This window comes from Chloroflexota bacterium (assembly GCA_016875535.1).
In the GTDB taxonomy this organism is placed as follows: domain Bacteria; phylum Chloroflexota; class Dehalococcoidia; order SHYB01; family SHYB01; genus VGPF01.
In genome coordinates this window covers 1-13,262 of record VGPF01000021.1, presented here as the reverse complement: position 1 = coordinate 13,262, position 13,262 = coordinate 1, and the positions used below count along the sequence as shown (strand labels likewise).

General features: G+C 63.6%; 13 protein-coding genes. 5 read left to right on the top strand and 8 right to left on the bottom strand.

Annotation, left to right across the window (positions count from 1 at the left end; all coding sequences use genetic code 11):
- Positions 1 to 63 precede the first annotated feature (63 nt).
- Positions 64 to 480 carry a hypothetical protein gene (locus FJ039_07245; protein ID MBM4405959.1) on the top strand — a complete coding sequence of 139 codons (417 nt, stop codon included), beginning with the start codon at positions 64 to 66 and terminating at the stop codon, positions 478 to 480.
- Positions 481 to 482: 2 nt separating this feature from the next.
- Here the strand turns inward: FJ039_07245 and FJ039_07240 are convergent, their stop codons facing one another.
- The 6 genes from FJ039_07240 to FJ039_07215 form a co-directional block, all read right to left on the bottom strand.
- Entirely contained in the window at positions 483 to 1,334 is an 852-nt protein-coding gene (locus FJ039_07240) for an alpha/beta hydrolase (protein ID MBM4405958.1), read from the bottom strand.
- Positions 1,335 to 1,397: 63 nt separating this feature from the next.
- Positions 1,398 to 2,399: an isocitrate dehydrogenase (NAD(+)) gene (locus tag FJ039_07235; protein MBM4405957.1), complete on the bottom strand. Its 1,002-nt coding sequence runs from the start codon at positions 2,397 to 2,399 to the stop codon at positions 1,398 to 1,400.
- A 719-nt stretch (positions 2,400 to 3,118) separates the two neighbouring features.
- The gene (locus FJ039_07230; GenBank protein MBM4405956.1) at positions 3,119 to 3,886 is read right to left on the bottom strand and encodes a fumarylacetoacetate hydrolase family protein; all 768 of its coding nucleotides are present in this window, start codon (positions 3,884 to 3,886) and stop codon (positions 3,119 to 3,121) included.
- A gap of 2 nt (positions 3,887 to 3,888) precedes the next feature.
- Positions 3,889 to 4,809 carry a methionyl-tRNA formyltransferase gene (locus tag FJ039_07225; protein ID MBM4405955.1) on the bottom strand — a complete coding sequence of 307 codons (921 nt, stop codon included), beginning with the start codon at positions 4,807 to 4,809 and terminating at the stop codon, positions 3,889 to 3,891.
- 146 nt (positions 4,810 to 4,955) lie between these two features.
- Positions 4,956 to 5,282, bottom strand: a complete 327-nt coding sequence (locus FJ039_07220) for an RNA-binding protein (GenBank protein ID MBM4405954.1) — start codon at positions 5,280 to 5,282, stop codon at positions 4,956 to 4,958.
- A gap of 157 nt (positions 5,283 to 5,439) precedes the next feature.
- Entirely contained in the window at positions 5,440 to 5,874 is a 435-nt protein-coding gene (locus FJ039_07215; GenBank protein ID MBM4405953.1) for a nuclear transport factor 2 family protein, read from the bottom strand.
- Positions 5,875 to 6,095: 221 nt separating this feature from the next.
- Here FJ039_07215 and FJ039_07210 point away from each other — a divergent pair, with 221 nt between their 5' ends.
- Together FJ039_07210 and FJ039_07205 are read left to right on the top strand one after the other, a co-directional pair.
- On the top strand, positions 6,096 to 6,971 hold the full coding sequence (locus tag FJ039_07210) for a magnesium transporter (GenBank protein ID MBM4405952.1): 876 nt from the start codon (positions 6,096 to 6,098) through the stop codon (positions 6,969 to 6,971).
- Between the two features lie 28 nt (positions 6,972 to 6,999).
- The gene (locus FJ039_07205; protein ID MBM4405951.1) at positions 7,000 to 7,746 is read left to right on the top strand and encodes an SDR family oxidoreductase; all 747 of its coding nucleotides are present in this window, start codon (positions 7,000 to 7,002) and stop codon (positions 7,744 to 7,746) included.
- 105 nt (positions 7,747 to 7,851) lie between these two features.
- Here FJ039_07205 and FJ039_07200 read toward each other — a convergent pair whose 3' ends face one another.
- On the bottom strand, positions 7,852 to 9,360 hold the full coding sequence (locus tag FJ039_07200) for an acyl dehydratase (protein ID MBM4405950.1): 1,509 nt from the start codon (positions 9,358 to 9,360) through the stop codon (positions 7,852 to 7,854).
- A complete protein-coding gene (locus FJ039_07195; GenBank protein MBM4405949.1) occupies positions 9,170 to 10,069 on the bottom strand; it encodes a radical SAM protein in 900 nt (299 codons plus the stop codon). Before FJ039_07195 ends, FJ039_07200 begins: the two co-directional genes overlap by 191 nt.
- 291 nt (positions 10,070 to 10,360) lie before the next feature.
- Between FJ039_07195 and recA the strand changes: the two genes are divergently transcribed.
- Both recA and FJ039_07185 read left to right on the top strand, forming a co-directional pair.
- Positions 10,361 to 11,410, top strand: a complete 1,050-nt coding sequence (recA, locus tag FJ039_07190) for a recombinase RecA (protein ID MBM4405948.1) — start codon at positions 10,361 to 10,363, stop codon at positions 11,408 to 11,410.
- A 224-nt stretch (positions 11,411 to 11,634) separates the two neighbouring features.
- A complete protein-coding gene (locus FJ039_07185) occupies positions 11,635 to 12,780 on the top strand; it encodes a GuaB3 family IMP dehydrogenase-related protein (protein MBM4405947.1) in 1,146 nt (381 codons plus the stop codon).
- The last annotated feature ends 482 nt before the right edge of the window (positions 12,781 to 13,262 follow it).

Below are 13,262 nucleotides of genomic sequence, written 5' to 3'. Positions count from 1 at the left end.
TGCCAGGAGAGATTCGCGCAGGTATAGTGTCGGCGCGCTACACCACCTCCGGAGTTACCGCCCATGGCAAAGAACACCCAGCCCCTGCCTGACGTTACGCGGCACGAGACCCAGCCCTTTTGGGAGGGATGCCGCCGCGGCGAGCTGATGATCCAGCGGTGCGCGTCCTGCCGCACCTGGATATGGTATCCGCAGGATGTCTGCCATGTCTGCAACGCCAAGGACCTGGGGTGGGAGAGGGTGAGCGGCAAGGGGAAGGTCTTTTCCTGGGTGCTTTCGCGGCAGGCGCTGCACCCGTGGTTCGCGGACAAACTGCCACTGATCGTGGCGCTGGTGGAGCTGGACGATGCGCCGGGCGTGCGCTTCACGACGAATATCCTCGATTGCACGCCGGAACAGGTGAAGCTCGGCATGCCGGTGAGCGTGGTCTTCCAGAAGATAAACGACCAGATCACGCTGCCGTACTTTAAGCGGGCCTAGCTTCAGACGATCTTTTGGGCCTGCAGGAATCCGCGCACCGCTTTTGTGAATCCCGGCGCGTTATCTGATGGCACGCTGTGTCCGGCTTTGGGCACATCCACGATTGCGCAGTCGCCGATGTCCTTTTGCATCTGACGGGCGACCTCCGTCGCAAGGAATTCGCTGCGGCCGCCGCGGACGATGAGGGTGGGCGTTCTGATGCGCGGGACGAAGGGCGCGAGGTTTTCAAAGAGGGGCTTCCCCAGGGGCTTCTCCATCTGGGCGACGCGCCGGTAATCGTACTTCCAGGTCCACTGGCCTCCCGGCAGCCGCCGCACGCTCCACCGCAGGCGCTCCCGATGCTCCTCCACCGGGCGGTAGCGATTGCGCGCCGCCTCCCGCTGGACGAAGTCCTCAAAGCTGGGCAGAAGGAGCTGGTGCTTGGCCGTGCTGCGGTAGCGGAGGAGGTTGGCGTTGTTCACCACGGGCCCGACTTCGACGAGGACGATGGAGCGCAACCGCTCCCGGTGGCGCGCCGCGTAGATGATGCCGATGTGCCCGCCCAGGGAGAGGCCGATGAGAGTGAACCGCTTCCGCACTTTGGAGTTCACCAGGCGAAGGAGGTCGCGCATGAAGGCGCCCCCGGTGTAGGAGAGTCGTTTCGACCAATCGCTATCGCCGTGGCCGCGCCAATCGAGGGCGAGGATGTGGTAATCGTTTGCCATGGCGCGGGCGAAGTCGTCCCAGATGTGGGCCGTTTGCAGGCTGCCGTGGAGGAGGACAAGGGTCGGCTTGCGAGGGTTGCCCCACTCAAGGTAGTGGAGGCGCATGCCGGGCGTCTGGAGGTAGCGATCGCGGAAGGTGGGAGGCGTCATTGGCGGGGTATCGGTGGGATGATGCTATGAGCGCCCCTTGGGTGAGTCAAGGCGCATGCCGGGCTAGAGGTTGCGGATGACCTCCTGCGTGAACTCGGTGGTGGAGGCTTTGCCGCCGAGGTCCTGGGTGCGAACCTGGCCCTTCCTGAAGACGTTGAAGATGGCCGCTTCCATGCGGTCGGCGGCGGAGCCTTCGCCGATGTGGCGGAGCATCATGACAGCGGTGAGCATCATGGCAGCTGGGTTGGCGATGTTCTTGCCCGCGGCCTCAGGCCAGCTGCCGTGGACGGCTTCGAAGACGGCGGCTTCGCTGCCGATGTTGGCGCCGGGGACGACGCCGATGCCGCCGACGAGGCCCGCTGCCAGGTCAGAGATGATATCGCCGTAGAGGTTGGAGGTGAGGAGCATATCGAACTGGTGGGGCTCGGCAACGAGCTGGAGGCAGGTGTTGTCCACGATCATCTCGGTGTACTTGATGTTGGGGTAGCGCTTGGCGACGGCCCGGGCGCATTCCAGGAAAAGGCCATCGGACAGTTTCATGATGTTGGCCTTGTGGATGGCGGTGACCTTCTTGCGCCCGTTGCGCAGGGCGTAGCGGAAGGCGAATTCGGCGATGCGGGTGGAGGCTTTTTCCGTGATGATCTTGAGGCTTTCGATGACGCCGGGGATAACCTCATGCTCCTTGCCGGCATAGAGGTCTTCCGTGTTCTCCCGGATGATGACGAGGTCTATATCGGTATAGAGGGCCTTGACGCCGGGGATGCTTTTCACGGGGCGGACGCAGGAGTAGAGATCGAGGCGCTGGCGGATGCCGACGTTGATGGAGGGATAGCCTTCGCCGATGGGCGTGGTGATGGGGGCCTTGAGCGCCACTTTGTTCTTGGCGATGGAGTCCAGGGTCCCATCGGGCAGGAGCTTGCCTGTCTTTTCGCGGGCGAGCTGGCCGACGAGGACCTTTTCCCAGGTGACGGCGACGCCTAAGGCTTCGATGACCTGGACCGCGGCGCGGGCGACTTCCGGCCCGATCCCATCGCCTTCGATGAGGGTGACGGTATGCTTTGCCATCGGCGTTCTCCTGATGACTTCCTCTCTCCAGTATAGCGGCAGGCGGAGAAGAGACCTCTCACCAGTGCCCTCTCGCAGCGCGCAGGCGAGCACAGCGACGGGAGCGATAGAGGTTGCGTGGGCAACGCATTCCGAGGTAGGGCAGGCCTTAGGCCGCCCGTCCCAAGGAGGCGCGGGGCACGCGTCCCTGCAGCGGAAGGCCCTCAGCGCGTACCCCTACCAGGGATGCCGTGTGGCGGAAGGACTCCTTGTAGCGCATGTTTCGCAAAGCCGGCAGCGCTCTCTGTTGCGCTGCTGTTGAATCTGGAAAAGCCCAAGCACGAGGCTGGTTGTCACGCCTTGTCACTGGCTTGTCACGGTGGTTTGTAGCGCTTTGTAGCGCCGCTGTAGCGCTGCCTTGTGCCGCACCACTACACCGTCGCCTGGCTCGTCCTCTGAAGGGCATCACTGAACACCCTCTCGAAGCGCTCCGTCTCCTCCTCCTGAAGCCTTTGCCGAGAGTCTCGTTGCTGTGCCTTGTTCTTCAGGGAGTGGCGGAGCATCAAGCGTAGCCCCGCCCGCTCCTGTGGAAGGTTCAGATGATGGTTCTTGATGGTTCCTGGGAGGACGCTGTGTCCCCCGTCACTCTGTTGGGGGACCACAGCGGGAGGACAGGCTGTCCCCGCCATGCGTCGCAGTGACGCACCATTCAGGGAGCGGCGTGTAGCGCTGGCGCGGGGCTAGCGGGCCGGCTCGGCGACGCAGATGTTGCGGAGAAGGCCGATGCCTTCGATCTCGACTTCCACAACATCGCCGGGGCGCATGGGGCCGATGCCGGAGGGGGTGCCGGTGAAGATGAGGTCGCCGGGGAACAGGGTCATGAAGCGCGAGATGTGGGCCACCTGGCGGGAGACCTTGAACATCATCCGGTCGGTGGGGGCCTCTTGGACGATTCTGCCGTTGAGCCGGGTCATGAGGCGGCGGCCCTCCGGCCTAAGGCCGGTGACGATGACGGGTCCGATGGGGGCAAAGGAGTCATACGATTTGGCGCGCGCCCACTGGCCGTCCTTGGACTGCTGTTCGCGGGCCGTGACATCGTTCCCGCAGGTGTAGCCTAGGATGACATCGAAGGCTTGCTCCTCCGGGACGTTGCGGCATCGCTTGCCGATGACGGCGACGAGTTCGCCTTCGTAGTCAATGCGTCCCGCGCCGGTGGGGATGACGATCTCTTCGCCGGGGCCGATGACGGCGGTGGGGGCTTTGAGGAAGACGAGCGGCTCGGGAGGAAGGTCGGAACCCATCTCCTTGGCGTGCTCAAGATAGTTGCGCCCCAGGGCGGCGATCTTGGTTGGCTTGACGGGCGGCAGGAGGGTGAGCCTTTCGAGCCTGCCCGCCAGGCGGCCTTTCTTGAGGCCGGTGAAGGGATTGCCCGAGGCGGCATAGACGTTCGCGCCTTCCACGATGCCGTAACGCTGCCGCCCGTCCTTGCGATAGCGGACGATGCGCATGGTCAGCCTCCCAGGCAATCGCCGACGGCGAGGCCGGAGGCAGCGACGTATTCGGCGGCCGACTGCTTCGGGCCGCCTGAGGGCTGAAGGCGCTGGAGCAGGAGGGCCCCGCCCCAGGAGGAGACGAGGATGCCATCGGCAGTGAGGCTGAGGACCCTTCCCGGCTTTTCGACGGATTCCGAGGAGAGGAGCTTGCAATCGAAGAGTTTCAGCTTCGCGCCCTTGTAGGTGGTCCATGCGCCGGGCTGCGGGTTCGCGCCGCGGATGATGGTGTAGACCATGCTCGCGGGGAGGTCCCAGCGCACCTGGGCGTGCTCCTCCTTGGCGATGGGCTCATAGGTGGCCCTGGCGTGGTCTTGCGGCGTGCGCGGCGCTTTGCCGGTGCGCACCAGCTTTACGGCTTCGGCGATCGCCTCCACGCCCATGGGGAAGAGCTTGTTGAAGTAGAGGCTGCCCAAGGTGTCGTCGGGAGCGATGGCGCACTCCTTTTGCAGGAGGATGGGGCCGGTGTCTATGCCCTTATCCGGCCAGAAGATCGTAAGGCCGGTCTTGGCGCGGCCTTGCCAGATGGCCCAGTTCATGGCGCTTGCGCCCCGGTGGAGAGGTAGGAGCGACGGGTGGTACTGGATGCTCTGGAGGCGCGGCTGAAAGAGGACGCGCTCGGGGAGGATATCGGTCACGTAAGCCATGACGCAGAGGTCTGCCTCGAGGGCGGCGTAGCGGTCAAAGACCTCGTGCCTCTTCAGGTCGCGGGTGCCGAAGAGTGGCAGGCCCTTTGCGTGGGCGCCGGCCCAGAGGGGGTCCGGCTTTGCGCCTTCCTTCGGCGCAGGGGCGGAGACGCCGACGACGGCTTCGCCCTGCTCCAGGAGGCGCTTGAGGACAGCCTCGCCGAAGGGGGCCTGGCCGATGAGGAAGATGCGCATGAACTGCGTGCTTTCAGGATGAGATTCCCACCCATGATAGCTGGGGATAATATCCTGTCAAACACGATAAAAAGCGCAGAGGACAAAAAAAGACCCCGCAGCCGGCTGCGGGGTCTTTTTACTTCAGCGTGTAGCTGAGGCTGGGATTACCAGCGCTTGGAGCCGCCCTGGCCGCCGAACGAACGGCCGCCGGGGTTGCCACCGCGCATGCCGCCCTGGCCGCCGCGGTCTTCGCGGGGGCGGGCTTCATTCACGGTCAGGGGACGACCCTTGAGCTCTTTGCCGTTGAGGGCCTTGATGGCCGTCTCAGCTTCGGCATTGTTGGACATCTCCACAAAGCCGAACCCGCGGGACCGGCCAGTGTAACGATCCGTTACGATCTGGGCCGAGTCCACCTTCCCGTGTGCGGAGAAGGCGGCGTTGAGCTCTGTATCGGTGTACTCATAGGGCAGATTGCCGACGTAAATCTTCATGTGGCGCTCCTTTCAAAAGCGATTCTCCTAGAGTCCAGGGGCAAGCGCCGCATGTGCGTCGTCAATCCGGCAACGAACTCACAGAATCGAGCGCGAACCAAGAACCTAGAACATATGTAGTATACCACAGAGTCAAGGGAGGCATGGCGCACGCCTGTTAGGGCGTGGTTCCCAGGGCGCTCTGTTCGTGCTTGTCCTGCCTGATTCGGGTGAGCTTGAAGGACTTGATGTACCAGCGCCCGCCGAGCTTGACATATTCCTCCTGATAGTGGCCGTAGCCCTTCCAGGAGTTTTTGCCGTAGTCCACGAAATCGAACATGGACCAGATGCCCTTGGCGGTGGTCTCGCTTGTCAGTTCGATCTCCGGCATGAAGCCGTAGTGGACGCTGACAGCATCGCGGACGACGCCTTTGACGCGCTCGACGATGGCCTGGCGGCCCCGGGTGATGACGTCACTGGAAGTCGGCGAGATGGAGACGGCGTCTTCCGCGAAGACTTCGCCGAACTCCTTCCATCGTTTCGTATCGAGATAGCGGAAGTAGCGGGCCTTGAGCCCTTTAATCTCCTCCAGGTCTTGCCAGCGAGCGTCCATAACATATCCTCCTTGCCTGCGTTGAAGGGCAGGGGGACATTATCGGCGATGCGTCCACAGGCGCTTGCGCCGGTGGGCTAGAGTATGCGGTAGCCCTTTGATTCCCGGAGGCGCCGATGGCCGCACTAGCACTTGAGGAGAGACGCCTGACCTTTGAGACGGTGGCAGAGCATCTCTGCACGAATGTGCCGATCGCGCCGCCGGATGCGACGGCGAGGGAGATGCGGATGGCGATGGAAGGGAAGCGGTACGAGGCCATCGTGGACGTGGCGATCTGCGAGGGGACGGAGCTGGTGGGGTTGGTGAAGATAGAGGATGTGCTGGCGGCTGCCCCTGAGACAACGGCGCGCGAGCTGATGGACGATGATCCGCCGGTGGTGACGCCGGAAATAGATCAGGAGGTGGCGGCATGGAAGGCGGTGCGCCACGGGCAGAACAGCCTGGCCGTGGCGGACGCGGGCGGGCGGTTCCTGGGGTTGATCCCGCCCCAGCGTCTGCTCTCAGTGCTACTGGCGGGGCACCAGGAGGACATCGCGAGGCTGAGCGGCTACCTGGCGAGCACGACCCTGGCGCGGGAGGCGGCGATCGAGCCGGTGAGGCGGCGCTTCTGGCACCGCCTGCCGTGGCTGATCGTGGGGCTCATCGGCGCGCTGCTGGCGGCAGACGCGGTGGGCGCGTTCGAAAGAAGCATCGAAGAGAACGTGCTCCTAGCCTTTTTCATCCCAGGGGTCGTGTACCTGGCGGACGCCGTGGGGACGCAGACGGAGGCGATCGTGGTGCGGGGCTTTTCGGCGGGCGTGGGGGTGCGCCGCATCTTTAGGCGCGAGGCGCTGACGGGCGTGCTGATGGGGGCCGGGCTCGCGATCGCGGTGCTGCCGCTGGTCTGGTGGCGCTGGGGAGATGCGGATGTCGCGGGCGCGGTGAGCCTATCGCTCTTCCTGGCCTGCTCCGTGGCGACGGTGGTGGCGATGGTCCTGCCTGCGGTGCTCCACAAGATGGGAAAGGACCCGGCGTTCGGCAGCGGGCCGCTGGCCACAGTCATCCAGGACTTGCTCTCTATCGTGATTTACTTGGGCATCGCGAAGGCGATGATCTAAGCGCTACGAACGGCTGGAGGTGCTCGGTATGCCGATGCGAGGGAAGGTTGCCATCGTGACCGGGGCGGGGAGCGGGATCGGGCGGGCAACGGCCATCGCCTTTGCCAAGGAGGGGGCGCACGTTGTGCTGGCGGACATCAACGGGGCGGAGGCGCAGAAGACGGCGAAGCAGCTGGGCGCAGGGGTGAAGCACCTGGTGGTTCAGGCGGATGTCTCGAAGGTTGCCGATGGGCGAAGGATGGTGGCGGAGGCGTATAAGACGTTTGGCCGGGTGGACGCGCTGGCGAACGTGGCGGCCATCTACCCGCGCCTGCGTGTGCTGGAGATGACGGAGGATTTCTGGGACAAGACGATGGCGGTGAACCTGCGAGGGCTCTTCTTCTGCTGCCAGGCGGCGATGCGCGTGATGGCGGAGCAGGGGAGCGGCGCGATTGTGAATATCGCCTCGGGGTCGGCCTTTCGGCCCATAGAAGGGCTGGCGGCCTATTCGGCGGCGAAGGGGGGCGTTGTAGCGGTGAGCCGTGTGCTGGCGCTGGAGGGGATCAAGCGCGGCGTGCGCACGAATGTGGTGGCGCCCGGGGCGACGGAGACAGAGGGCCTGCATGCGATGTTCGGGGAACAGGGAGTGCGGGATGTGGGCGCAGGGATGGTAGGCGGGAAGATCATGACGCCGATGGAGATAGCGCCGGCCATCGTCTTCCTCTGCTCGGACGAGGCATCGGGGATCAACGGGGCGATCCTGAACGTGAATCGCGGCGATTACATGATCAGCTGATGGGGAGATGGGGGAATGAAATTGATTCGCGAACGCGCAACGCGCCCAAACGGCAGAGAGCAAGCTTGTGCTGGCCTACGATGCTCTGGGGCTGACGGCGTTATCCTACCAGATGCAGCCGGGAGCCTCGGCGATATAGGGGTTCTTGAGGGGCGTGGGCTTGATGGCTGACGCGGGGATGACGATGGGTCCGCGCTCCCGGGACGGGAGCAGGACGGTGGCCTTCCCCGGGGTCGCGATCTCGCCGCGCTGGTTCTCGCACCAGATGTCCAGCTCGACGATGTTGTTAGGGCCCTCCTGGCGCTTGCCGGTGATCTTGGCCTTCACCCACTGGACGTCGCCGTGGTAGTTGAACTTGCGCGATTGGTCTGACTCCTTCCAGAGGAAGCCGTCATCGCCCATCCAGTTCGTGAGGTAGTGACAGATCCAGGATGTGCGCATGACGCCGTAATCGTAGGCGGCGGGGTTGCCGACTTTCTTGGCGCGGACGTTGTCCCAGTGGACGCGCTGGGCGGGCTCCCAATAGCCGTATTCGTTCTTGGTGTAAAAGGTGGGGATGCGCTTGCGGTTGAGGTAGCCTAGGCGCAAGGGGGCGATGCGGAAGACGCCCCAGCCCCAGCCCTGGTGCCAGGCCATCACTTCCAGGGTGGTCAGGGGGCCTTTCACCATGGTGGGCATAGGCATGCCGACCGAAACATCTTCCCAGTAGAGGGGCGCATCGCCCCGGCGGAGCTCGTTCTCATAAGCCTTGTCTATCTCGTCCAGCTCGGCCTGGGTGTAGACCTTCTGCTCGATCTTCATATATTTGCCCGTCTTCTCCGAGGCTTCGCGCTCCACGTGGAAGAAGTAGTAGCGATAGACGGCGACGAGTTCATCGTTCTGGTTCACGTATTCCTTGCGGTGGTAGACGATGGCCGCCTTGCCGCCGCCGAACTCGCTACGCTTCTCTTCCACGCCTTCGATGAAATAGTTCATCTTGATGCTATCGCCTGGGCGGATGGGGCGGATCCAGTGCCAATCAGAGCCGCTCTGGTAGTTGGGGACACCGACGAGGGCGTGGGCGCCCGCCTGGCGGATGTTGGGCGGGATCTTGCCGACGGAAGTTTCGCCCATGGTGGTGACGTACATGGGCGGGGCGATGAGGCCGAACCAGCGGGATTTGGCGGCGTAGCCCGGCTCGGTGAAGAGGGGATTGTCATCGCCGTAGCCGAGGCAGAAGTGGCGGATGCTGTCCAGGTGCGCCTCGCTGTTGAAGGGGGGCGGCTGCGGGATGAGGACGCCGATGCGGGCGCGCATCGCCTGCAGGCCCTCGGGCGTGATCTTGCCGGACATCTCGTGGAGATCGGCGTTCGTGGTCATGGCGCACCTCCGGGGAAGTGGCGCAAGTATAGCAAGAGCCGCGCAATGAGCGGGAGGGAACGAGCTACACCGCCATCTGCAGCTGTCTCGCAGCCTCGGGGCGCTGGATAGCGATGGCGTCGCTGCGCTGGTGGAAGCCGTGGCGCTGCTGCATGGCGGCGGCCAGGCTTGCGATCTGGCCCTGGTAGCGATTGGGGGCGTAGGCGCCGGGATACATCCGGCGGTAGTGGCGTGAGAGATGCGGGTAGGTGGCATCGAGCCGGTCCATGAAGTGGAGCTTGGTGCCGCCCTGCAGGCGGAGCGGCGCCGCGCCGAAGAAGCGCGCCCCGTGGGAGGCTGCCTCGCGGGCGACCTCCTCCATGTTCTCGTAGCTGTCTGTGATGTTGGGGACGACGGGCGCCATAAGGACGCCTGCGTTGACGCCCACCTGGACCAGGCGTTCCAGGGCGCGCAGGCGCTGTCGCGGCGGAGGCGTGCCCGGCTCGAGGCGTTCCCAGAGGGCGCGATCGAGGGTGGTGAGGCTGAAGCAGACGGTTGCGCCTGCGCGGCGGTTGAGGCTCGCCAGCACATCGGCGTCGCGGACAATCATGGTGCCTTTGGTGATAAGGGATGTGGGCGTGCGGTAGTCGCGCAGGGCCTTCAAGATTCCCCTGGTGAGCTTGTATTTGCCATCGATGGGCTGGTACGGGTCTGTGGCGGTGCCGATGGTGACGTGCTCGCGCTGCCAGGATGGACGGGAGAGCTCCAGGCGGATAACCTCCGGCGCATTCGTCTTCACGATGATGATGCCGGTGAAGTCGCCGCCCGGGTTGAGATCGAGCTGGGCGTGGTAGCGGCGGGCGAAGCAATAATGGCAGGAGTGGACGCAGCCGCGATAGTGGTTCACGGACCACTTGAACCACATGCCGTGAACGCGGTTCAGGAGGGACTTGCAGGGAGCTTCATCGTAGAGGACCTTCGGCATCGAGGGTCGTCCTTCCCAGGCATGGGGCGCGTTTTTGGTTCGGCGAACGCTGTGTGACAGACGCCGCTTGCGGAATGCGGAGGGCCACACTACGATTAGAACGCCTGTTCGGTCAAGAGCCGCGACGCGAAGAGGCTTCCCGAGGCATGCGCTCAGTGTGAGGCTGACGCGCCCCAGGGAGCCTGCCACGGCGAGCGGCCGCGACCATGCCGGGCAAGACTATTGACAGAAATGAGGATTGGAGAGACAACTATGGCGAGCTTCATCAAAGAAAAAGAGGACACTTTCGACATGCCAGCGACCGAATCAGAGAAAGAGAAGGCGCTTGAGATCGCTGTCTCGCAGATCGAAAAGCAGTACGGCAAGGGATCGGTGATGCGGCTGGGCGAAGCCGGGAAGCGGTTCGTGGTGGACGTCATCCCCACAGGCTCCCTGGCCCTGGATATGGCGCTGGGCATCGGCGGCGTGCCGCGCGGGCGCATCATTGATATCCACGGCGCGGAGTCATCGGGCAAGTCCACCCTGGCGCTGCACATCATCGCGGAGGCGCAGAAGATGGGCGGCACAGCGGCGTACATTGACGTGGAGCACGCGCTGGACCCGGGGTATGCGCGGAAGATCGGCGTGGACGTGGACAATCTCTATATCTCCCAGCCCGATTATGCGGAGCAGGCGCTTGAAATCACGGAGGCGCTGGTCCGCAGCGGCGCGATTGACGTGGTCATCGTGGACAGCGTGGCGGCCCTGGTGCCGCGAGCGGAGGTGGAAGGTGACATGGGCGACCCGCAGATGGGCCTCCAGGCGCGACTGATGTCCCAGGCGCTGCGGAAGCTGACCTCGGCCATCAGCCGCTCCAAAACGTGCGCGATCTTCATCAACCAGTTGCGCGAAAAGGTCGGTGTCGTCTTCGGCAATCCCGAAGTGACGCCGGGCGGGCGCGCGCTGAAGTTCTACGCCTCCATCCGCATTGACCTTCGCCGGCAGGATTCGATCAAGGTGGGCGACGAGATTAAGGGCAATCGCGTGAAGGCCCGCGTTGTGAAGAACAAGATGGCGCCGCCATTCCGCGTGGCGGAGTTCGAGATCATGTACGACCGCGGCATCAGCCGCGAGGGCGACATCATTGATCTGGGCGCCCAGCTGGGCATCATCAAGAAGACCGGGTCGTTCTTCGCCTTCGGCGAGACGAAGCTGGGCCAGGGGCGCGAGAATGCGAAGCAGTTCATCTCCCAGCACAAGGAGATCGGCACGGCGATCGAGAAGCAGATACGGCAGACGGCATCCAATGCGCCGCAGCCTGTGGTGCTTAATGAAGAAGAGGATGAGGAGGAAGAGGAGTAGTCGAAATCGCGGGAGTTTTACCGGTACGATGAGTCGAGGGGTTGTGGCGCAAAAAGTAAGCGCTACAACCCCTCGTATTTGACGGGGGTTTGCGTGCGGCGTATAGTATCGGGTTACTACGTGTAACGAGTAACCCATCCAGCGCCGCATTTTCTCATCTGACATACAAGCGATACCGGCATTGTGATGGCTGCGCAAGGCAGCTTGCGCATTGAGGAGGAATCATGGAGCGGCCCCAGTTTAAGCCCCTCCGCAGAGCCTACGGATTCGACGAAGTCTCCATCGTCCCCGGCGACGTCACGATCAACCCCGATCAGACGAACCTTGATCTCAAGCTCGGCAGCGTCACGCTCAGGATCCCTGTTCTCGCTGCCGCGCTCGATGCCCTCTCCTCTCCAAAGACCGCCGTTGCGATGAGCCAGCTTGGCGGCATGGCAGTTATCAATCTCGAGGGCCTCCAGGCCCGCTACGCCAACCCCGATGAAATCTTCCAGCACATCCTCTCCGTCCCCCAGAAAGAGGCGACGGGGACGCTGCAAAAGGCCTACTCGGCGCCAATCCAGGAGAAATTCATCACGGACCATGTCCGTGAGGTGAAGAAGGCGAAGGCGATCTGCGCCGTTTCCATGACGCCCGCCTGGACGAAGAAGCTGGCCCCGGTGGCCGTCGAGGCTGGGGCGGATATCATCGTGGTGCAGTCAACAGTGACGACGGCGCGGCACATCTCCAAGAGTGTCAAGGGACTTATCATCTCCGAGCTGATCCAGAAGCTCGGCGTTCCTGTCGTCGTCGGCAATGCCGTGAGCTTCAGCGGCTCGCTGGAGCTGATGGAGCAGGGGATAGACGCCCTGCTGGTCGGCGTGGGCCCTGGGGCGATCTGCACAACGCGCGAAGTGATCGGCGTTGGGGTGCCGCAAGTGACGGCGACGATGGACTGCGCGGCGGCCAGGGAAGAGTTCAAGCGGCGGACGGGGAAATACATCCCCATCATCACGGACGGAGGCATCCGCACCGGGGGAGATCTGTGCAAGGCCTTTGTCGCGGGGGCGGACGGCGTGATGCTCGGCTCCCAGCTTACGGCTTCCGATGAGGCGCCGGGCAAGGGCTACAGCTGGGGCATGGCGAGCCCGCACATGGACCTGCCGCGCGGCACGCGCATCAAGGTCGGGAGCAAGGGGGCGCTGAAGAAGATTCTCTTTGGACCATCGTCTGTCTCAGACGGGACCGAGAACTACATCGGCGCGCTGCGGACGTGCATGGGTTACTGCGGCGCCTTCACGATCCAGGACTTGCACCGGGCTGAGATGGTGGTGGCTCCTGCAATAAGGACCGAAGGCAAGTATCACCAGCTGACCCAGACGATGCAGTAGGCCTCTCCTTCGCCTTATTTACCTAGCCCCGGCACACCTAAGTAGTTGCCCTTCGCCTCTCTTTTGCCTATCTGGAAGAGTAGGCCTTGGGTTGTCATAAACTGTTACCGAAATATTACTCTTCTCCCGTTGTGCTGGCGTCCGTGTGGGTTTAGTGTGTGATTGATGTGAAGAGTGTGAGAATCCACTGGTGCAGGTGGTACGGGGGAAACGTCGCCGGGGGTTCCAAGGACGACCTTTCATGGAGGGGTATATGAGAAGTCCCCCGCCCTAGGATTTTCTTGGACACGGAATTGGGGCATGATGCCACAAACTCAAGGAGGTGTCCATGATGGATGGAAAGGGCGAGGGAGCACTTGATCGAGGCCGCGTTGAGCGAGGGAGATTCTCCTCTCGGCGCAAGAGCGGAGCGGTGATGCGGCTGCTGCATGGGGAAGAGTTGGACGCGCTGTCCCGGGAGTTGGGCGTCACGGCGGCGACCC